This window comes from Flavobacterium sp. 9 (assembly GCF_002754195.1).
Classification (GTDB): domain Bacteria; phylum Bacteroidota; class Bacteroidia; order Flavobacteriales; family Flavobacteriaceae; genus Flavobacterium.
Window position 1 is genome coordinate 2,336,251 of sequence record NZ_PEEU01000001.1, and the last position, 21,566, is coordinate 2,357,816.

Annotated in this window: 16 protein-coding genes; 4 read left to right on the top strand and 12 right to left on the bottom strand. The window is 32.7% G+C overall.

The features are described 5' to 3' along the window. Positions 1–6: 6 nt before the first annotated feature. On the bottom strand, positions 7–768 hold the full coding sequence (locus CLU81_RS09360; RefSeq protein ID WP_099709546.1) for a rhomboid family intramembrane serine protease: 762 nt from the start codon (positions 766–768) through the stop codon (positions 7–9). Between the two features lie 150 nt (positions 769–918). Between CLU81_RS09360 and CLU81_RS09365 the strand changes: the two genes are divergently transcribed. Next, positions 919–2,196 carry a replication-associated recombination protein A gene (locus CLU81_RS09365; RefSeq protein WP_099709547.1) on the top strand — a complete coding sequence of 426 codons (1,278 nt, stop codon included), beginning with the start codon at positions 919–921 and terminating at the stop codon, positions 2,194–2,196. Positions 2,197–2,211: 15 nt separating this feature from the next. Here the strand turns inward: CLU81_RS09365 and CLU81_RS09370 are convergent, their stop codons facing one another. The 4 genes from CLU81_RS09370 to CLU81_RS09385 are packed head-to-tail and all read right to left on the bottom strand — an operon-like array spanning position 2,212 to position 4,820. Next, a complete protein-coding gene (locus tag CLU81_RS09370) occupies positions 2,212–2,964 on the bottom strand; it encodes a hypothetical protein (protein WP_099709548.1) in 753 nt (250 codons plus the stop codon). A gap of 2 nt (positions 2,965–2,966) precedes the next feature. Next, positions 2,967–3,653, bottom strand: a complete 687-nt coding sequence (locus CLU81_RS09375) for a YjjG family noncanonical pyrimidine nucleotidase (RefSeq protein ID WP_099709549.1) — start codon at positions 3,651–3,653, stop codon at positions 2,967–2,969. 3 nt (positions 3,654–3,656) lie between these two features. Further along, positions 3,657–4,349, bottom strand: a complete 693-nt coding sequence (gene radC, locus CLU81_RS09380; protein WP_099709550.1) for a DNA repair protein RadC — start codon at positions 4,347–4,349, stop codon at positions 3,657–3,659. 12 nt (positions 4,350–4,361) lie between these two features. Continuing rightward, a complete protein-coding gene (locus CLU81_RS09385; RefSeq protein WP_099709551.1) occupies positions 4,362–4,820 on the bottom strand; it encodes a GNAT family N-acetyltransferase in 459 nt (152 codons plus the stop codon). 129 nt (positions 4,821–4,949) lie between these two features. Here CLU81_RS09385 and CLU81_RS09390 point away from each other — a divergent pair, with 129 nt between their 5' ends. Next, positions 4,950–5,576, top strand: coding sequence for a DUF1287 domain-containing protein (locus CLU81_RS09390; protein ID WP_099709552.1), 627 nt, complete (start codon positions 4,950–4,952; stop codon positions 5,574–5,576). A 306-nt stretch (positions 5,577–5,882) separates the two neighbouring features. Here the strand turns inward: CLU81_RS09390 and murC are convergent, their stop codons facing one another. Further along, positions 5,883–7,238: a UDP-N-acetylmuramate--L-alanine ligase gene (gene murC / locus CLU81_RS09395; RefSeq protein WP_099709553.1), complete on the bottom strand. Its 1,356-nt coding sequence runs from the start codon at positions 7,236–7,238 to the stop codon at positions 5,883–5,885. 70 nt (positions 7,239–7,308) lie between these two features. Beyond that, complete coding sequence (locus CLU81_RS09400) at positions 7,309–7,995, bottom strand: lipopolysaccharide assembly protein LapB (protein ID WP_099709554.1); 687 nt, start codon at positions 7,993–7,995, stop codon at positions 7,309–7,311. 130 nt (positions 7,996–8,125) lie between these two features. Between CLU81_RS09400 and CLU81_RS09405 the strand changes: the two genes are divergently transcribed. Then, entirely contained in the window at positions 8,126–14,455 is a 6,330-nt protein-coding gene (locus CLU81_RS09405) for an alpha-2-macroglobulin (RefSeq protein ID WP_099709555.1), read from the top strand. Positions 14,456–14,598: 143 nt separating this feature from the next. Here the strand turns inward: CLU81_RS09405 and CLU81_RS09410 are convergent, their stop codons facing one another. Beyond that, on the bottom strand, positions 14,599–16,743 hold the full coding sequence (locus tag CLU81_RS09410; protein WP_099709556.1) for a S46 family peptidase: 2,145 nt from the start codon (positions 16,741–16,743) through the stop codon (positions 14,599–14,601). A gap of 313 nt (positions 16,744–17,056) precedes the next feature. On the opposite strand from CLU81_RS09410, the gene CLU81_RS09415 reads away from it, so the two are divergent. Then, positions 17,057–17,587 (top strand): outer membrane beta-barrel protein, encoded by a 531-nt coding sequence (locus CLU81_RS09415; protein ID WP_099709557.1) that lies wholly within the window; start codon positions 17,057–17,059, stop codon positions 17,585–17,587. A 100-nt stretch (positions 17,588–17,687) separates the two neighbouring features. Here the strand turns inward: CLU81_RS09415 and obgE are convergent, their stop codons facing one another. The 4 genes from obgE to hpt all read right to left on the bottom strand — a co-directional run bounded on the left by obgE (position 17,688) and on the right by hpt (position 21,449). Next, a complete protein-coding gene (obgE, locus tag CLU81_RS09420; protein ID WP_099709558.1) occupies positions 17,688–18,689 on the bottom strand; it encodes a GTPase ObgE in 1,002 nt (333 codons plus the stop codon). A gap of 108 nt (positions 18,690–18,797) precedes the next feature. After that, complete coding sequence (locus CLU81_RS09425; protein WP_099709559.1) at positions 18,798–20,072, bottom strand: hemolysin family protein; 1,275 nt, start codon at positions 20,070–20,072, stop codon at positions 18,798–18,800. A 199-nt stretch (positions 20,073–20,271) separates the two neighbouring features. Further along, complete coding sequence (locus CLU81_RS09430) at positions 20,272–20,844, bottom strand: adenylate kinase (RefSeq protein ID WP_099709560.1); 573 nt, start codon at positions 20,842–20,844, stop codon at positions 20,272–20,274. 74 nt (positions 20,845–20,918) lie between these two features. Next, the gene (hpt, locus tag CLU81_RS09435) at positions 20,919–21,449 is read right to left on the bottom strand and encodes a hypoxanthine phosphoribosyltransferase (protein WP_099709561.1); all 531 of its coding nucleotides are present in this window, start codon (positions 21,447–21,449) and stop codon (positions 20,919–20,921) included. Positions 21,450–21,566: the final 117 nt, after the last annotated feature.

Below are 21,566 nucleotides of genomic sequence, written 5' to 3' on the forward strand. Positions count from 1 at the left end.
TCTTCACTAGATTTTATCTCCTGATTCTGTTTTGGTTACGATATAATTAATCAAAACATCTGAATTAAAATAATTAGACAAGTACTCCTCTTCTTCTGGAATTTCGGTATTCACAAAATTCCCGTTCTCGTCAAAGTGTTTCATGAAAGCATCATCTTCAGGATTAAAATCCGGCTTTTGCCAATCATAAACAATAGGTTTTGCGTATTCAGGTGTTTTATAAAGTAAAGACATTGCAAAGCCAGTGATAAAACCTGCCAAATGCCCTTCCCAGGAAATCGTTTTATCAACGTCTGGAAAAACGTACCAAATCATTCCGCCATAAAGTAAAGTTACCGCAAACGAAAGTGCAACTAAACGATAATATCTGGTTTGAATTCCTTTGAAAAATATAAAACTTACCAAAACATAAATCAATCCGCTTGCGCCGATATGGAAATTTTCACGTCCGATAATCCATGTTATTAATCCGGAAAATAAAATCCCATAAACGATAACACTAAAAGATTGTTTGGGATAAAAAAATTGAAGTGCTGCCAATAAAACCAAAAGCGGAATTGAGTTATTATATAAATGACTTAAATTTTCATGAATAAAAGGACTAAACAAAACGCCTTGCAAACCTGCAAAATCACGAGGATAAATTCCGTTTTGATAAAAATCAAAATCAAACCGAATTTGAACCCAATATACAATCCACAAAAAAAGGACAAAAAAAACAGGAAGACCTATAACAGCAGTCGTAAACTTAAAATGGTTGTCGTTCATGATTATTAAATATTATAGTATTGCCAATATCAAAAAACTATCCAAATACAATATACTGATAATTTGTCAGCTACAGCCTCCTCATCCTTTGTTATGATTTGTAACCCTTTTATACTATAAAATTAAAATTGAAAATAGTAATTTTACAAAATGGAAGCACCTTTAGCCGAGCGTATTCGCCCACAGCAATTAGAAGATTACATCAGTCAAAGTCATTTGGTTGGTCCAAATGGTTCGTTAACACAACAAATTTCAAAAGGAATTATTCCGTCATTGATATTTTGGGGACCTCCGGGAACTGGAAAAACAACTTTGGCTCAAATCATCGCTCAGGAATCCAAACGTCCTTTTTATATATTGAGTGCAATTAATTCCGGAGTTAAAGATATTCGTGATGTAATTGAAAAAGCGAAACAAAGCGGTGGATTATTTACGGCCAAAAACCCTATTTTATTTATTGATGAGATTCATCGTTTTAGTAAATCACAGCAAGATTCACTTTTGGCTGCTGTAGAAAAAGGCTGGATAACACTTATTGGCGCAACAACCGAAAACCCAAGTTTTGAAGTCATTCCTGCATTATTGTCACGTTGTCAAGTATACATATTAAATGCCTTTACAAAAGCAGATCTAGAGTCGCTATTGCATCGCGCAATGAAAACGGATACTTATTTGGCTTCTAAAAATATTACACTAAAAGAAACTGAAGCTCTACTCCGACTTTCTGGCGGAGATGGCCGAAAATTACTGAACATTTTTGAACTCGTTATAAACGCTTCGGCTGGCGATGAAATTATCATAACCAATGATCGTGTTTTTGAATTAGTACAGCAAAATACTGTTTTGTATGACAAAAGTGGTGAACAACATTACGATATCGTTTCGGCATTTATTAAATCAATTCGTGGAAGCGATCCCAACGGAGCCGTATATTGGCTTGCCAGAATGATTGAAGGCGGAGAAGATGTGAAATTTATTGCCCGAAGAATGCTTATTCTTTCAAGCGAGGATATTGGAAATGCAAATCCTACAGCTTTTATTATGGCAAACAATACATTTCAGGCTGTGACAACTATTGGATATCCTGAAAGCCGAATTATTTTAAGTCAATGCGCTATTTATTTAGCTACTTCTCCAAAAAGCAATGCGTCTTATATGGCGATTGGAAATGCGCAACAACTAGTTAAACAAACCGGTGATTTACCTGTGCCAATTCATCTAAGAAATGCTCCAACCAAACTTATGAAAGAATTAGGTTATGGTGATGATTATAAATATTCGCATGATTATGCCAATAATTTTGCAGAGCAGGAATTCTTGCCGGACGCCATAAAAAAAACGGTTCTTTACAATCCGGGAAACAATTCTAGAGAGAACAGTAACCGCGAATTTTTAAAGAACCGTTGGAAAGATAAATATGGTTATTAAAACCCTATTTTATATTTAGAATTTAACAACAATTTTTTCTGAAACTAATTTATCGTTTTGATAAGATTCAAAATACCATTGTCCGTCTTCTTTCAAAATTAATGACCCTTGCACATTATCTTTTATTGCAATAAACACATTAGTTTGTGAAGTTTTAAGCAACTTCATAACAACTTTTGGTGTTTTGTCAATCAATTGATAACCTGATTCTGTAGGTTGTGCATACAATAAATTAGGATCTTTAAGATCTGGCGCTGGAGCAACAAGAACTAATGTTGATGAAGTAGCAACAGATGCAGCAGCAGGACTTACAGGTACAGCTTTTACTGTTGGAGCAACTGATTTACCACTATATTTATAGTGCAATCCAGTTATAGATACAAATGCCAAATCCAGACACTCTCTATAAGCAATTTCATAATCCTTTTCTTTGCTTTTACCAATTTCCGAAGTGTAGATCACTTTTCCATAACAATCTTTAAACTCAACAAAAAGTTTTGTTACTAAAAATCCATTATCTCTCTTCACATCTACATACAAAAGATCACAACGATCTCCATATCCTGCAGGAAGTTGCTCATTAGCATAAAAAGCCTGAAAACCAGCTTTATTTAAATTTGATTTTGTCATTGTAGACATTCTATATTGATTTTCGGTTTTAAGAAAATCATATTTTAACGGAACAATCACCGCTTTATAATCATTAATAGATTGCGAAAATCCAATAAACGAGGCTAGAAGTGCAATTAACAAAAATTTTATTCTCATAATTATAAATATTTTTTAAGTTCTAATAAATGGTTTATTTGTTTGATATTTTCAGGAGCTTCAATATTTTTTTCATTAAAAAAGATAGCATCCAGACCGGCATTCAATGCACCATTAACATCTGCATCGAGACAATCTCCAATCATAATACTACTTTCTTTTGAGGCTTGAGCCAAATTGACAGCATAATCAAAGATAATACTATTTGGTTTTTTAACACCCGCTAATTCAGAATTTGTTATTGTATTAAAATAACCTCCAAGAGCAGCATTATTTATCTTTTTATCCTGAACAGCAGCAAAACCGTTAGTGATAATATGTAGTTTGTATTTTGGTTTTAGATAATCCAAAACTTCGATTGCTCCGTCAAAAAGATAATTATTATCAGTTAAAAATTCGATATAATCATTTGCAATCTGATTGATATCTTCATCTGAAATTTCATAATTCAAAGCATCAAACGAAAGCTTCAATCTATTGTAACGCAACTCGACGTGCGTAATTTCATCGTTTTGATATAATTTCCAGCAAGCCTGATTTATAGGAGCATATTTTGCAATAAAATCCTCGATCTTAATATCGGGAAAGCTGTTCTTAAAAATACGATCAAAAGCCATTTCTGAGTTTTTATCAAAATCCCAAAGCGTGTGATCTAAATCAAAAAAAATGTCGGTAATAGTGGTATTCATAACTTATAAAATTCCTTCATCTACAAAACTATAATAATTTGTTTCAGTAATAATCAAATGATCTAAAACTTTAACATCTAAAAGCTCACCTCCAATCTTTATTTTCTTTGTAATTTGTTTGTCGGCTTCACTTGGAATTAACGATCCCGAAGGATGATTATGACACAAAATCAAGCCTGTAGCTTTAGTTTCAAACGCATAATGAAAAACTAAACGCGTATCAACAACAGTACCTGTTATTCCTCCTTTGCTTAGTTGTACTTTAGAAATTATCTTATTAGAATTATTAAGAAAAAGCACCCAAAATTCCTCGTGCGGTAATTCACCAATAATGGGTTGCATAATTTCAAAAACTGATTTGCTTGATGTAATTTTCTTTACTAACTCAGCCGCGTCTTCAGATCTACGGCGACGCCCTATTTCAAAGGTCGCAACAATTGAAATTGCTTTTGCCTCCCCTATTCCTTTAAAATTCATCAATTGAGAAATAGACATTTTTCCTAAAGAATTTAGATTATCTACGCTCGCCAAAATTCTTTTACTCAAATCAACTGCAGATTCATTTCGACTTCCTGATCCAATTAAAATGGCGATTAATTCAGCATCGCTTAAAGCATCAATCCCTTTTAACATTAATTTTTCTCGCGGCCGATCGTCTTCTGACCAATCTGAAATTGGAAAATAACCTTCTTTCATAGCATTCAGTAATTATATAGATTTACGCATACAAACACTATTCTTCAAACCTATATAAGGTTCGTAATTCTCTACAATTTCAAATCCCACTTTTTGATATAAACTAATAGCTTCAGTCTGTTTATAAAGTGTTTCTAAAATCATAGTTTCAAACCCCTGCTTCTTCGCCTCTATTTCTAATTCTTTAATAACTTGCTGAGCCAATCCCAAGCCTCTTGCTTCAGGCAAAACAAACATCCTTTTTAACTCAATTGTATTGTCATTATATTTCTTAAAGCAACCACTTGCAACGGGTTTTCCTTCTAAATAAATGAGAACAACATTATCATTAAATTCAATCAAATTATTGCCCCAATAATCCTTTTTTAATTCCGGATAACGTTCCCATAAAAAAGTATCAAATATTTTGATCAGCGTTACAAAATCCGGATTCTCACTTGTTATCTTTACAACTTCTATTCTTGAATTCATTTTACTATAATCTTAAAAGGCGAATATATCTAAAAAATAAGAAAAATCACTCATAAAAGTAATTCCTATTTTCAAATTAACTAATTTTAGAATCAAATCATCAATCCAATCAACTTAATCACAAAAAGAATGAAATCTGTATCTACTTTGATAATCTTATTTTTACTATTTTCTTGTAATCAAAAAGAAAAAAGTAATGCTTACGCTAAAAATGAAGCACAACAAACTAATACTTTTGCCGATAAATTATCAAATGCGGCAATCTCAATAATTGATCCTTCTGTAGATTATGATCCTGCTTATTTTTCGATCGAATATCCAAACGGAGATGTTCCTGCAAACAAAGGCGTTTGCACAGATGTTGTAATTCGGTCTTATCGAAAATTAGGGATTGATTTGCAAAAAGAAGTTCACGAAGACATGATGGCTCATTTTTCAGAATATCCCAATTTAAAAAAATGGGGAATGACTAAAACCGATACGAATATCGACCACAGAAGAGTACCAAATTTAGAAGTCTTTTTTGAAAGAAACGGAGAAAAACTTGTTATAACCGAAGATCCAAAAGATTATAAAACCGGAGAAATTGTAACATGGCTAATCAATAATAAATTACCTCACATTGGTATTGTGACAAATAAAAAATCAGAAGACGGAAAACGTAATCTAATCGTACATAATGTTGGCAACGGACAAGTTCTTCAAGATTGTTTATTTGAGTATAAAATTGTTGGGCATTACAGATATTGGAAATAAAAATATTGCAAATCAAATCCGTTTTTATCCGCGTTTTTACGAAGTAAATCTGTTTTATCCGCGTCAAAATTAGACGCTGATCTTACTGATTCGCTAAAGCGAAAACGCTGATAAAAACTGATTTTTCTAATTGCTTTCTTAACTAAACTATTAAGAAATTTTATAGATTTCCTCTTAACTTAATGACATTGAGCTTCGGGGCCAAATTCCAACTTAAAGTATTTATTAAAAAAAATAAATCGAAAAAAAATGCCAATTACAAAACTGCAATTGGCACATTATCTCATTATCAAATTGACTAATTATCTAATTAATCAACCCTTTTACTTCATCAAAATTCAAACCTCCATAATTTCCTGAACTCATCAATAATAAAGCTGAGTTTTCAAGATTTAAATTGAATAAATATTCTTTAAATTCTGCTGGATTGGTATAAATAATTAAATCTTCACGATTAAAAGAACTTGCAATTTGTTCGTAAGTCACTTCCTCTAATTGCTTAATTTTTACCGCGTCAGGCGAATAAAATACAACAGCAACATCTGCATATTCAAGAGCTCCTTCGTATTCTTTAAGAAATTCAGCATTCAAACTGCTATAAGTATGTAATTCTAAACATGCAACCAGAGTTCTGTTTGGATATTGCTCTTTCACCGCTTTTGTTGTTGCAGCCACTTTACTTGGCGAATGCGCAAAATCTTTATAAGCAACTTTTCCTTTTCCTTCAGCAATTTTTTCTAAACGTTTCGATGCACCTTTAAAACTTGCAATTGCTTCGTAGAAGTCAGCTTCGTCAACGCCCATATTTTGGCAAATCCATTTTGCTCCCGCAAGATTATTTAAGTTATGCGCACCAAAAACTTCAATTGGCATATCGCCTTCCGGAGTTTCCAATAAAGTTACGCCATCACTAACTGTATATTTTGGAGTAGAATATGCTAATTTACGAATTGGATTTGTAGCCGCTTCCGCAACACGTTTTACTTCAGAATCGTCTTCGTTATAAACCAAGATTCCGCCATTTGTAATTTTAGCAATGAAAATCTCAAATTGCTCCACATAGTTTTCATACGTTGGAAAAACATTAATATGATCCCAAGCAATTCCCGAAATTAAAGCAATATTTGGTTGATACAAATGAAACTTTGGACGTCTGTCAATTGGAGAAGATAAATATTCGTCACCTTCCAAAACCATAAAATCGTTTTCTTCAGTAAGATGTACCATCGTGTCAAAACCTTCTAATTGTGCTCCAACCATATAATCAACCTCAATATTATGATAATGCATTACGTGCAAAATCATCGAAGTAATTGTAGTTTTTCCGTGAGAACCACCAATCACAACACGAGTTTTATTCTTAGATTGTTCGTATAAAAATTCTGGATACGAATAAATTTTCAAACCCAATTCCTGCGCTTTAAGCAATTCCGGATTATCCGCTTTAGCGTGCATTCCAAGAATTATTGCATCAATATCAGCAGTGATTTTTTCAGGAAACCAACCTAATTCAGCAGGCAAAATTCCCTTTTTCTCTAATCTTGATTTTGATGGTTCAAAAATAGCATCATCACTTCCTGTAACCTGATATCCTTTGTTATGTAATGCCAATGCTAAGTTATGCATAGCGCTCCCGCCTATTGCGATGAAATGTGTTTTCATTTTAAATTCCAATTTTTTTAAATTCCAAATTCCATTCTTAAGAATAAAACTTAGCTATAAGATTTGATTATTATACGTCAAATTTTCTTTTTAAATCCTGTGCTTTTTTAGGATCTTTTAATTTATTCAAATATAAATTATATAATTTTTGAAATGTGACTTTTGATTTACCAATTTCATTTGCTTTCATATAATTTTTTTCTGCCGATGTATATCTCTTAAAATATTCGTCAATTCTTCCTCTGGACAAGTAACCATCAACAGGCGAAAACTGCGCCAATTCATTCGAATATGAAATTGCTTTTGACTCACTTCCTCCTAAAATCCCGGGCAATTGCAAGTATATTTCGATCAATGCCCATCTCGCCTGAACGTGTTTTGGATTCAGAACAATTGCTTTTTCAAAAGCCTGTTTCATACCATCAACCATCGTAAAAGCTTTTAATTTATTCACCTCCATCGCTCTCATCGCCAAACAACCGCCATATTTAAAGAAATAATCAGCTTCAGTAGGTTTCAATTCCTTAAGCTTTTTGAAATATTCAGCTCCTTTTACCCATGATTTTTGATGCGCTTCAATTTCACCCAAATAATCAAGTGTCTTTATATCCAAAGGTTTTGTTTTTAGAATTGCTTCAAAAACAACTTGCGCTTCATCATATTTTTTTGCCTGAAACAACTTTTCGCCTTTTTCAAAATTCGATTGTGACCATCCTAAAATGGGCATTAATAAAAAAAGAAGCAGCAGTTTTTTCATGTTTCAAAAATAAGGAAATATAAAATGTATCATTTGCTTTTAGAGATAAATTAGTAATTTGTACGAAATTTATTTTATCACGTTCCCAACCTTTATTCCAAAATCGCACTCTATATACCAAAACTGACTTATGAAAAATATCTTATTTGTTTTCTTATTGTTTACTACCGCTTTATTTGCTCAAAAAAACGATAAAAACTGGGCTAAAGTTGCCTCTTATGAAAATGAAGGTAAAATAAAATCCGCAAATGAAATAGTCGACAAAATTTACAAAAAAGCAGTTTCAAGAAAGGACGAAGTGCAAATGATAAAATGTTTTTTTTATCAATCTAAATATTTGCAGGTAGTAGATGAAAATGCGAAAACTAAAATCTTAGATCATCTTAAAACAGATATTAGCCGTGTTTCTATACCATCAAAAGCAATTTTAAATTTAGTGTATGCGAAATGTCTGGATAATTATTCTAATTATGACTACGCAGTTGCTGTCGTTGATAGTGCTGTTGCTGTTGTAGATGAAGCTTCGGTATTAATAGATTCGGCTGCAGCGACAATAGATACTTCCAGAATTGACGGTATAGCGATTCCGAAATCAAATGATACAGACATTGATTTTACATCTGAAAAAGAAATAATCGCACTTTATGAAAAAACACTGGAAAATGAGTCAATCCTAAAAAAAACATCTTTAACAAAATACAAGGCTATTTTTAGTTTTTTGACATTAGAAAGGCTGAAAAACGAAAACTTATATGATTATTTATTAAAGGAAAACATAGCGTTTTTTACTGAAAAAATTGAGCAATGGGAAATTGAAAGCAGTCAGATTCCAGCATATAAAAAAGAACTTTTAGGAAATTCAGAATCATTTTTAGAGCTTGATGTAAATTTTATGACAGAAGAAAATTTCAAAAAAGTTCTTTCACTCTATCAAAAGCTCGAATCTGACAATCCATCATTAGAAAATCAATTTGACCGAATTATTTTTTGCAGTGAATTTATGCCGGAACCTAATGAAGACTTCATAACGTTTTTAAATGAATTTCAAAAACGTACAGATAACCCGATTCTTATTCAAAAAATTCTATTAAAAAAAGCAGAAATCCTTCATAACCTGGCTTCAAAAGAATTACATCCTGATTATAATATCCAAGCGGTCAAAATATACGACGATGTAGTAAAAATTAACAATCAAACCTCCTCCGCTCAAACTGCTTTGGAGCAAAAACAAATTGTTACTTTAAAATCATTAAATGCCCGACTTCAAAAGTTCATATACAATAAAGAGAATACCAGAGCTTTTATCACTTATAAAAATCTTGACCATTTAAGAATATCATTCTATACAGTAGATCAAAAAAAGTTCAGGAAATTTTTAGATTCATATGATAATATTGGACTCGATAGTTTAGTCGATGTTATTACAAAAAAACAAATCAAAATAGCTTCAAAAGACTATCAGCTTCAAAATAAAAAGGATTATTTTGAATATACAACAGAAGTTCTTTTACCAACATTGGAAACAGGAACTTATTTAATTTATTTTGAAAGTGATTCTGATTCAAAAGAAGAAAAAGCATATTCTTATGAAATCATTACAGTTTCAAACCTTAGTATTCTCGCCTCTCAGGAAACCAACAAAGAAAACTTTCAGGTTTTGGATAGAAAAACAGGAAAACCTCTTGAAAATGCAATCATAAAATCTAAGCTCTATACTCTTAAAACAGATTCAAAAGGACTAGCTTCTTACATCGGACCAAACAACGACGATTACGATGAGCAATTAGAAGTTTCATTGGCAAATGACACTATTTTATCCGAGAAGAATTACCTCGCACGTGTGCAGCAATACAATCAAACAGAAAACAATACTTCAACAGGAAAAGTTGAATTTTACCTGGACAGAGCAATTTATCGTCCAGGGCAAACTGTTTACTATAAAGGAATTGCAATCAAAAAACAAAAAAATAAAAACACTATTGTTGCGAATACCACTTTTAAACTTTTTGTTAGAGACGCTAATCGTCAAACTTTTAAAGAACTTGAAGTTGTCACCAATGAATTTGGGTCTTTTTCAGGAGAATTCACTTTGCCAAAAAACAGCCTTACAGGTGATTTTAATATTTATGCAACTCAACCGGATAACTATGAAAAAGGAGACGTTGCGTTTAAAAGCAAACCAAATGCATCCTTTTGGAAAACTGTAAATCTTGAAAATTCTTCAACTTATTTTAGAGTCGAAGAATACAAACGTCCAAAATTTAAAGCAGATTTTGATCCTAAAAAAGAAAGTTTCCAGGTTAATCAATCTATTAAAGTAAGCGGAACAGCAAAAGCATTTGCCGGAAGTAACATTTCTGACGCAAAAGTAACTTACAAAGTAAATCGTTTTACGCGTTATGTTAGTAGAAATTATAGTGATTATTGGGGGCTTGAACAAAACGAAATTATTGCAACCGGCGAAACCAAAACAGATGCTTCCGGGAAATTTATAATTGAATTTATTGCTGAACCTTCAAAAAATGCAATCAAAGAACAATTGCCTGTTTTTAGCTACAGTATAACAGCCGATGTAACTGATATTAATGGCGAAACACACACTGCGGAAACTACTGTAAAAGTTGGCTATCATGATTTGATTATAAATGCTAGTATTCCAAGTAGTATTGAAACTAAGAAAAAAAACGAAATCACGCTTACAAGCACCAATTTAAACGGAGAATTTTTAGCTGCAAAAGGTGAAATTAAATTGTATTTCGTTAGCCCATTTTCTAATAAATTCAAAGAAAACGTTTGGCAAAAACCGGAAATCGAAAGCATTTCAGCATCAGATTTTGAAAGATTATTTCCTTATGAAATTATAGAATCTAAGACGGATAAAGCAAACGAAATTTTATTGTTCTCAAAAAAAGTAGACACCGAAAAAGACAAAGAAATAGCACTTGATTTTATTTCAGATTACAAATCCGGAAATTATAAAATTGTTTTTTCAGCAAAAGATACTTTTAATAATCTTATAGAATCGTCATCTAATTTTGAAATTAAGCAAAGCAAAGACAAATTTAATCCAGGCAAATTATTTACTGCAGAACAAATAAATACTGATCCCAAAAAAGATGGCTTTGTAGTAATTAAACTTTCTTCTGTAATTCCAGATCTTTATATCAATACAAACGGAAATTATGGTTATCAAACCTATTTTGAAAATATCTATCATTTGCAAAACAATGAAATAACAATAAAAGTTCCACTAAAAAAAGAATTCGAAAACTCAGTATGCATAAGTTTTCAAAGCATCTTCGATAACGAAATTTTTAATGACCAAATATACGCTGATCTAAAAACACAAGAATCTAAACTTGAATTACTTGTAGAAAGTTTTAGAAGTAAAATTGAACCCGGAAGTAAAGAGAACTGGTCTTTTAAACTTAAATCAATAAATTCAAAAACCGAAGCAGAAGTTTTAGCCTCTATGTATGATAGTTCTTTAGATCAATTTATAAAAAAGGACTGGAAGAATGACTTAAGCATAAATAATTACCATTATAATTCTACTAATTTTAAATCTGGTGTAGGTTTTGAACGAATATATTCTTCTCTGAAAAACCTTAATGAATTTTTACCGCTAACTGAATTCAAAAATGATAAAACACAATTAAACTGGTTTGGCTTTGACTTCGACAATAGTCGATACGGAGATTCACTTGGTATAACAACAGTAGATATTAAAGACAGAAAAGTAGGCGCAGAAACTATTAAAGGAGATCCAGATGCCGTTTTAACAGTTGATGAACCTGTTGGTGCTGCTCCTGTGTCTGTTATTATCGAAGAAGATTCAGTGGGAGCGTTCAAAACAAAAAAAGCCTTAATATATAACAGTCGTTCAGAAAAATCTTCTTTCAAAATAAAAGGCAGCGTAACAATTTCTCCTGATTCTTTGTATATAATTGATGGACAAATTGCTTCTGAAAAAGAGGCTAACAACATAAATCCAGCAGATATTCTTTCAATGGATGTTTTAAAAGGCGAAAAAGCCACAGCGCTTTACGGAAGCAAAGGGGCAAATGGCGTAATTATCATCACAACCAAAAAATCTTTAGAAGAACTAACAAAAGTAAAAGCAAGAAAAAATCTTTCTGAAACCGCTTTCTTCTTACCGAATTTAAAAACTGATTCTACAGGAAAAGTGAGTTTTAATTTTACTTCTCCAGAAGCTTTAACCGCTTGGAAACTTCGCTTATTGGCACATAATAAAGATGCTGTTTCGGGATATTTAGAGAAAAGTGTAGTGACTCAAAAAGAATTGATGGTTTTGCCGAATTTCCCACGTTTCTTTAGAGAAAAAGATACGATTGTAATCTCTGCTAAAATTTCGAATATTACAGATAAAGCAAAAACCGGAATTGCAATTTTGCAGTTTTTTGACGCTACAACAATGCAGCCTATTGACGCCAAAATGCTAAACGCAAAAAACGTCAGAAACTTTACTGTTGGAGCGTTCGGAAATACTACGGCAACCTGGACGGTTTCGATTCCGGAAGGTTTGCAAGGCGTTCAATATAAAATTTTGGCTAAATCTGGTGATTTCTCAGATGGAGAAGAAAACATACTTCCTGTTCTAACAAACAATATGTTGGTTACGGAAAGTATGCCGATTTGGGTTCGCGAGAATTCAACTAAAGAATATACGTTTGAAAATTTAAAAAACAATACTTCTACAACTTTAAAAAATCATCAGTTTACGTTAGAATATACCTCAAATCCGGCTTGGATTGCGATTCAGTCTTTGCCTTATTTAATGGAATATGAACACGAATGTGCTGAACAAACTTTTGCTCGTTTTTATGCCAATGCTTTGGCTTCAGAAATCATTTCGAGTAATCCGAAGATTGCAACGGTTTTCGAAAACTGGAGAAAGAACGGAAAACTGAATTCGAAATTAGAAGAAAACGAAGAACTAAAATCAATCATTCTTGCCGAAACGCCTTGGTTAAATGATGCACAAAGCGAAGATGAAAAGAAAAAGAGTTTGGCGCTTTTGTTTGATTTAGAAAAAATGAAAACTTCGCAAGAAGCTACTTTCGATAAATTAAAACAGAAACAAAAACCATCAGGAGCGTTTTCATGGTTTGACGGAAGTGACGAAAGCGAATACATTACGAGACACATTCTGGCAGGTTTAGGTCATTTATCAAAATTGGATAAATCTGAAAATAATGCTATTAAAATAAATCAAATTGCAGAAAAAGGAGTTCCGTTTTTAGACAATAAATTTCTGGAATATTATAAAAGTCGAACTAAAAACTTAAAGAAATCAGAGAAACTAATTTGGTTTAATCCGTATTCTGATTTGCATTATTTATACACAAGGAGTTTTTATTTAGACAAATATCCGCTTTCAGATACTTTGAAAAAAGCAACAAGATTATATCTGGAAACTGCTAAAAAAGATTGGTTAAATTATTCGCTTTACGAAAAAGGATTAGCTGCTTTGACTTTAAATCGTTTTGGAGAAAAAGATACTGCCAAAAAAATCATCGAAAGTCTAAAAGAAACAGCTTCGAATAATGAAGATTGGGGAATGTATTGGATTGCCAACAAAGCAGGTTGGTATTGGTATCAGGCGCCTATAGAAACTCAGGCTTTATTGATTGAGGCTTTCGCCGAAGTAAATAACGACACCAAATCTGTTGATGCCATGAAAGTCTGGTTGCTAAAGAACAAACAAACCAAAAACTGGCCAACAACAAAATCTACTACAGAAGCTGTTTATGCTTTACTGATGCAAGGCAATGATTGGTTAAGTGTAAAAGACAATACCGTTATTAAAATTGGCAGCGAAAAGATCTTAACCAAAAAATTAGCCGAAAACGAAAAAGAAGCTGAAACAGGTTACATCAAACTGAATTGGAAAACGGATGAAGTTAAAAAAGATATGGCTTCAATCAGCATTCAGAACAAATCTAAAGTTCCTGGTTTTGGAGGTGTATATTGGCAATACTTTGAAGATTTGGATAAAATCAAAAACAATTCCGGTACTGTTCTATCTGTTTCTAAAGAATTATATTTAAAGAAAAGCTCGCTTAAAGGAGATCAATTACAAAGAATTACAACCAAAAACCCTTTGAAAACCGGTGATTTAATTACCGTGAGATTAGTCATAAAATCGAAAGAAGACATGGAATATGTTCATCTAAAAGATATGAGAGCTTCTTGTTTTGAACCTGTAAATGTACTTTCAGAATATAAATACAAAGACCGTTTAGGATATTATATGAGTACAAAAGATGCCGCAACTCATTTGTTTTTTGATCACATCGATAAAGGAACTTATGTTATCGAATATGATATTCGAGTAAACAACAATGGTGAATTCTCCAACGGAATTACAACTATTGAAAGTATGTATGCTCCGGAATTCTCAAGTCACACAAAGGGAATTCGAGTAAAGGTTAAATAATTGAGCCTTCGACTCCGCTCAGGATGACACTAGATTTCATAACTACTTTTTGTCAGTCTGAGCGAAGCCGAAGACCTTTTTAAACATAAAAAAACCCGACAAATTTTAAATCTGTCGGGTTTATTTTTTAGAAAAAAATCAGATTATTTTATAATCGTCATTTCGTCAACAATATTTTTAGCTCCGGCGTATTTGTCAATAATCCAAAGTACGTAACGAATATCTACGTTAATTGTTCTTTGCAATTTTGGATCAAAAATAACATCTCCAGCCATAGCTTCAATGTTTCCGTCAAAAGCAATTCCAATTAATTCTCCTTTTCCGTTAAGAACCGGTGAACCAGAATTTCCTCCTGTAATATCATTATCTGTCAAGAAGTTTACTGGCATATATCCAGCTTTATCAGCATATTGTCCAAAATCTTTTGCTTTGTTTAATTCCAACAAACGTTTTGGCAAATCAAATTCCTGATCTCCTGCTTTGTACTTTTTAACCATACTTTCCATGGTTGTGTAGTTGTTTACTTTAGCATCATTACGTGGATCTGCAGGCAAAGCGCGAACTTTTCCGTAAGTTAATCTCAACGTTGAGTTTGCATCCGGATATTGAATTGCATTCAATTTTGACTCTCTTAAACCTTCAACCAATTTGCGATAAGCAATTGCAAAACCATCATCAGCTTTTGCCTGATCGTCAGTTTTTGCACGGTATTTTGTCAATAAATCATTAGAAATAATATACAAAGGATCGTGTACAATTGCCAATGGTTTTGGATCAGCCATAAAAGCCAATACTTTATCTTTAGAAGTAAAATAACTTATTTCTGTAGCTTTTGCAACATCAGCAGTAAAGTCTCCTTTATTCTCTGCTTTCATTTTAGCAATTTGTGGAGCTAAACCATATTCAGCAGCTTTAGAAGCATATAAATTCAACTGAGCCGTTAAAACATCTTTTTCAAGAGGCGCATAAAATTCACCATAAATGCTTTCGATCATTGCATTAATCTTAGGCAACATTTCTGCTTTTTTAGCATCATTTTCATTATAGTAAGTGATCAATGCATTTCCTAAATTTGCAGGTCCCGCTCCATAGCTTGAAGTACGTAAAAGTTGAGATAAATAATTATCATGAGTCGCTTTTAAATTCGTTTCTCTGTAATAATCATTAATCGTAGGAATTACATTTTCGTATTTCTCTTTATTAGCTGGTTTAGTTGCCCATTCATAGAACTTATCTTCTTGCTGACTTTTAGTCTCTGCAGTTCCAGCTTTTGTTAAAGCATCGATCATTCCCTGACGGTTTTTCCAGTAATTTGCTGTCGAAGCATATTTAGACGCATATTGCAAACGAACTGTTGCATCTTTATCCATATACTTTTTCATTACATCCATTCCGGTTTTAGCACCTTCAACCCAAGCAGGGTAAGCAAACTTAACGTTTTGTTCAATTCCGCCCGCTGGCATCCAACGATTTGTTCTTCCAGGATATCCTAAGATCATAGCAAAATCATTCTCTTTTACACCTTTAATACTTATTGGTAAATAATGTTTAGGTTGCAAAGGCACATTGTCTTTAGAATAAGCTGCCGGATTTCCGTCTTTATCTGCATAAACTCTAAACATAGAGAAATCTCCTGTTTGACGAGGCCACTCCCAGTTATCAGTGTCTCCACCAAATTTACCAACACTTTCCGGTGGCGTTCCTACTAAACGAACGTCTGTGTAATCTTGGTAAACGAAATAATAATATTCATTTCCCTGAAAGAAAGGACGAACAGAAACTGTGTATTTTCCACCTTCATTATTCTCTTTTTCGATCAAAGCAATTTCTTGCTGAATAACTTTGTTTCTTTCTGTTTCTGTCATTTGATCATTTACTTTTGATAAAATTCTCTTAGAAACATCGTCCATACGAACAAAGAAACGAACATATAAAGATTTTGGTTTCATTTCGGCACTTCTCTCTTTTGCCCAAAAACCATCTTTTAAATAATTTTGTTCAGCAGTCGAAAGTTCAGCAATTGCATTATATCCGCAATGGTGATTTGTTAAAACCAATCCGTTTTTAGAAACGATTTCAGCAGTACATCCTCCATTAAATTGTACAACAGCATCTTTCAAACTATGATGATTAATACTGTAAATTTCTTCGGCTGTTAATTGCAAACCCATTTTTTCCATATCTCTATGGTTCAATCTCTCGATAAACATCAAGAACCACATTCCTTCATCTGCTTTTACAGGAAAAGCCATTAGGCACATGGTCAAGAATAAAACTATTTTTTTCATGTTATTTTGTTTAAGTCCTGCGAATATAACTCATTTTCGCAACAATAAATAACACATATCACCAAAACCAAAAGATGCGACGTGCTTTTTAAGACAATTTTACGAAATTCATAATTTCATAAAGACAAGAATATCATCTTTCCTGTAGATTCTTACTTTAGAAAAGTCTTAAAATTCAAAACAAAAACAGTTAAAGATTAGCATTTCTTTGTCTTAATTGTAAAAATTTACTTTCATAAATTAAAAATTAAAATAAATTATTTCTTACAAATTTAATTCTATAAGTTTGCCTTAATTATTTAATCAAAATAAAATGAAAAAATTACTATTGGCTGTTGTACTCTTAGTTGCAACAATTGCAAATGCTCAAAAAGGTTCTATCTTATTAGGCGGAAATGTTGGATTTGCATCAGAAAAAATTGGTGATGATAAATTTGAAGGATTTGAATTTTCTCCAAAAGTAGGATATCAGTTTACTGACCATTGGACAGCAGGAGTTGAAGGTTCGATCACGAACTACAAAGAAACAGGTTCAGCGAGACAAGAAGCATACAAAATTGGAGCTTTCGCGCGTTATTCAACACCTCTTTCTGACTTATTCTCTTTCTATACAGATCTGGGAGTTGGTTATCAAGACACAACATTAAATGATGCTAAAGGAATGTACGCAAGCTTAACACCAGCATTGTTCATCAACATGAAAAAAGGTTTTGGTTTAAATTTCTCTATTGGAGGAGTAAACTACGATAACCTTTCCGGAAAAGGAACTCCAAGAGAAGAACGCATTGGTTTCGATTTTGGAAAAAATTTCAATGTTGGAATATCTAAAAATTTCGGACTTTAGCTGTTTGACTAAATCATCTGAAATAATTTGTTTTTTTCGTTTAAAAACAGAAAACCCGACAATTTAAGTTGTCGGGTTTTAATATTTAAAACAGATCGTTTTAATCGTTTAGCATTTTCCAAAGCTTATCTTTTAAGTCTGTCAAACCTTGTTGAGCAACAGAAGAGATAAACATATAAGGAACATCTTTGAAAGCAACATCAAGTTCTGTTTTCAATTCAGCTTTAAGTTCGTCGTCCAGCATATCACATTTTGAGATTACCAAAAGACGTTCTTTATCTAACATTTCAGGATTGTATTTAGTTAACTCATTAACCAAAATATCATATTCACCTTTAATATCCGGCGTATCAACCGGAACTAAAAATAGTAAAGTTGAATTACGCTCAATATGACGTAAGAAGTAATGACCTAAACCTTTACCTTCGGCAGCACCTTCAATAATTCCCGGAATATCCGCAATTACAAAAGATTGATAATCTCTGTAAGCAACAATTCCTAAGTTTGGTTTTAAAGTTGTAAAAGGATAATCGGCAATTTTTGGTTTTGCAGAAGTTAATACAGACAACAATGTTGATTTTCCAGCATTAGGAAAACCTACTAATCCAACATCTGCAAGAACTTTTAATTCCAAAATCACGTCCATCTCAACACCTGGTAAACCTGGTTGTGCGTAACGTGGCGTTTGATTTGTAGAACTTCTAAAGTGCCAGTTACCTAATCCACCTTTTCCTCCTTTAGAAAGGATTCTTTTTTCACCATCTTCGGTAATTTCGAATAAAGTTTCTCCGGTTTCTTTGTCTTTTACAACAGTTCCTAAAGGCACTTCGATAAATTTATCTTCTCCGTCAGCACCTGTACTACGGTCTCCTCCTCCATCTCCACCGTGACCAGCTTTAATGTGTCGGGCAAATTTCAAATGAAACAGTGTCCAAAGTCCTTTATTTCCAACTAAATACACGTGTCCTCCTCGACCACCATCACCTCCGTCAGGGCCTCCTTTTTCAATAAATTTCTCTCTATGTAAATGTGTAGATCCTTTTCCTCCCTTTCCGGAAGAAACATATATCTTAACATAATCTACAAAATTTCCTTCTGTCATTTTCTTTTTGTTTATGTATAGTTTCAGGTTTAACGTTTCAGGTTTCAAATTGGCGTAACACACTTAACTTGAAACCTGAAACAAAATAAAACTTGAAACAAATTCTCTCTACTCTTTTAGTGCTTTTACTAACACTTTATCAATCTTTACGCCATCCATATCTAATACTTCAAGCACAAATTTTTGCCAGATTAACTTTTCGCCTTCTTTTGGAATATGCGAAAGCTCTGTCATAATCATTCCGCTTACGGTGTTTACTTCGTAATCATTTGTCAATTCGTCTAACTCAAAATAAGTTAGAAAATCATGCAAGGAATAATGTCCGTCAACCAACCATGAACCATCTTCACGTTCAATCAATTGGAATTCGTCTTTATAAAAATCAGATGCATCACCAACTAAAGCTTCAAGAATATCATTTAAGGTAATTATACCTTGAAAAACACCATATTCATCTGAAACTAAAGCGTAATGTACGCCTGTTTTTTTGAAATTCTCCAACGCTTTATAAGCCGTTGTTTGCTCCATTAAATAAGGAGCATCTATCATTATTGCATTCAAGTCGAAATTATCACTTTCGATGTTTGCGAATATATTTTTTAAAGTTACGATTCCAACAATGTCATCGTAATTATCTCTGTAAACTGGATAAACGGTATGTAAATCCTGTAATACTAATTCCTTAATTTTTGCCTTATCAGCAGTAAACGGCAACATGTCTACTGATTTACGGTGCGTCATTAACGAATTTACTTTTCTGTCACCAATGTGAAAAACACGTTCTACGATATCTTGTTCTATTTCCTGAACTTCTCCGCCTTCGGTTCCTTCTTTAATGATGGCTTTAATTTCTTCTTCGGTTACTTTACCGTCTGCTGTTGGTTTTATCTGCAAAACATTCAACAAAAAATCTGTTGAAGAAGTTAACAGCCAAATAAACGGCGCGGTAATAATCGAAACGATTTTCATTGGTAATGCTACCATTTTTGCAATCGATTCTGGATAATTTAAACCAATACGTTTTGGTAATAATTCACCTAAAACTAAAGAGAAAAATGTCAAAACTACCACAACAATTCCCACTGCAACTGAATGTGCATATGGTTTTAAAACGGCAAAACCGCTTACAAATGTTTCTACATCTATTGTGATTTTATCCCCACTGTAAATACCGGTTAAAATTCCGATTAAGGTAATTCCGATTTGTACAGTAGATAAAAACTTGTTTGGTGAATTGGCTAAATCGAGCGCAATCTTCGCACTTTTGTTTCCCTTTTTTGCGGCGGTTTCCAATCTATTTTTTCTTGCCGAAATAAGTGCAATTTCGGACATAGAGAAAACGCCGTTTAATAGTATTAGAAAAAATATTATTAGTATTTCCAATTTGAGGTTTATTCGTTATTTAATGGTTCGTTTATGTAATTTGCAATTCTAGTATTTCATAGCCCAGATGGAAGTGAAAAGCCCGGAGCTAAAAAAACTAATTTTTCTTGCCAGAAAACAGCGACAGGAGGAAGCTCGTTTTAAGGTTAGAAAAATAGTTTTTTTAGCGAGGACTAGTAACGTACAGCTGGATTAGCTACTACAAATTATCTATAACTGACGTTAAGCGTTGTGTAATTTCTTCGATAGTTCCAATACCGTTTACGGCGTGAAACTTATTTTGTTCTTTATAATATCCAATTAGTGGAGCTGTTTTTTCATTGTATTCCTGATATCTTACACGAATTTTTTCTTCGTCCTGATCATCAACTCTTCCACTTGTTTTTCCTCTTTCTAGTAAACGTGCTACCAGAATTTCATCATCTGCTTCTAATGCAATTGTTGCTGTAACGCTTGATCCAATTGTTGGTAAAAACTTGTCTAAAGCTTCTGCCTGATCTAATGTTCTTGGATAACCGTCAAATAAAAAACCGTTTGTATCAGGATGTTTGTTTACTTCGTCAATTAACATTGCAGTTGTAACTTCGCAAGGAACCAATTCTCCATTGTCCATAAAAACTCTTGCTTTTTTACCTAAATCTGTGTCATTTTTTAAATTAAAACGAAAAATATCTCCTGTTGAAAGGTGTGTTAATTTGTATTTTTCTTTCAAAAATTCAGCCTGAGTTCCTTTTCCTGCTCCTGGTTTTCCAAATAAAACAATGTTAATCATAATATGAATGAGTGTTGTTACTTCTGTTGTTTATAAGAAGTTTTAAATGAATATATAGTTGTGTGTGTTTTTAATTATTCAGCCAATTTATAGACCTCCGGAAGATTTCTTCCTAAACCATCGTAGTCTAATCCGTAGCCAACAATGAATTTATTTGGAATTCTGATTCCGATATAATCTATTTTAATGTCTTTTTTGTAAGCTTCCGGTTTAAAGAACAAAGTCGCAATTTTAAAATGCTTTACGTTTTGTTGTTTAAAAAGGTGCTTTAATTCCTCGATCGTATTTCCGGTATCGATAATGTCTTCGATAAGAACAACACTTCTTCCGGATAAATCCTGATTGATACCAATTAATTCTTTTACAGAATTGGTAGTTTCAGTTCCTTCGTAAGATGACATTTTGATAAATGAAACCTCGCAAGGACTTTTATATTTCTTCAAAAAATCGGCAACAACCATAAATGCGCCGTTCAAAACTCCAATAAAAATTGGAGTATCATCTCCAAAATCATCTTCTACTTGTGCAACTAATTTGGTCAAAGCAAAATCAATTTCTTTAGCCGAAATAAATGGAACAAATTGTTTATCGTGAAGTTGTATCATTATTTTTATGTTTAAAATAATGCGCAAAGATACAGAATTACAACCAAACTGTAAGTATCAAAATATCGCGCGCACATATTTTTTTGAGATTGTTAAATATCATTAAATATTTACATT

Bases quoted from the DNA above. Each gene is read 5' to 3' on its own strand.
- CLU81_RS09390 (WP_099709552.1), top strand. From the start codon at position 4,950: ATGAAATCTGTATCTACTTTGATAATCTTATTTTTACTATTTTCTTGT.
- hpt (WP_099709561.1), bottom strand. From the start codon at position 21,449: ATGATACAACTTCACGATAAACAATTTGTTCCATTTATTTCGGCTAAA.
- murC (WP_099709553.1), bottom strand. From the start codon at position 7,238: ATGAAAACACATTTCATCGCAATAGGCGGGAGCGCTATGCATAACTTA.
- CLU81_RS09405 (WP_099709555.1), top strand. From the start codon at position 8,126: ATGAAAAATATCTTATTTGTTTTCTTATTGTTTACTACCGCTTTATTT.
- CLU81_RS09400 (WP_099709554.1), bottom strand. From the start codon at position 7,995: ATGAAAAAACTGCTGCTTCTTTTTTTATTAATGCCCATTTTAGGATGG.
- obgE (WP_099709558.1), bottom strand. From the start codon at position 18,689: ATGACAGAAGGAAATTTTGTAGATTATGTTAAGATATATGTTTCTTCC.
- CLU81_RS09430 (WP_099709560.1), bottom strand. From the start codon at position 20,844: ATGATTAACATTGTTTTATTTGGAAAACCAGGAGCAGGAAAAGGAACT.
- radC (WP_099709550.1), bottom strand. From the start codon at position 4,349: ATGAAAGAAGGTTATTTTCCAATTTCAGATTGGTCAGAAGACGATCGG.
- CLU81_RS09365 (WP_099709547.1), top strand. From the start codon at position 919: ATGGAAGCACCTTTAGCCGAGCGTATTCGCCCACAGCAATTAGAAGAT.
- CLU81_RS09370 (WP_099709548.1), bottom strand. From the start codon at position 2,964: ATGAGAATAAAATTTTTGTTAATTGCACTTCTAGCCTCGTTTATTGGA.
- CLU81_RS09360 (WP_099709546.1), bottom strand. From the start codon at position 768: ATGAACGACAACCATTTTAAGTTTACGACTGCTGTTATAGGTCTTCCT.
- CLU81_RS09415 (WP_099709557.1), top strand. From the start codon at position 17,057: ATGAAAAAATTACTATTGGCTGTTGTACTCTTAGTTGCAACAATTGCA.
- CLU81_RS09385 (WP_099709551.1), bottom strand. From the start codon at position 4,820: ATGAATTCAAGAATAGAAGTTGTAAAGATAACAAGTGAGAATCCGGAT.
- CLU81_RS09410 (WP_099709556.1), bottom strand. From the start codon at position 16,743: ATGAAAAAAATAGTTTTATTCTTGACCATGTGCCTAATGGCTTTTCCT.
- CLU81_RS09375 (WP_099709549.1), bottom strand. From the start codon at position 3,653: ATGAATACCACTATTACCGACATTTTTTTTGATTTAGATCACACGCTT.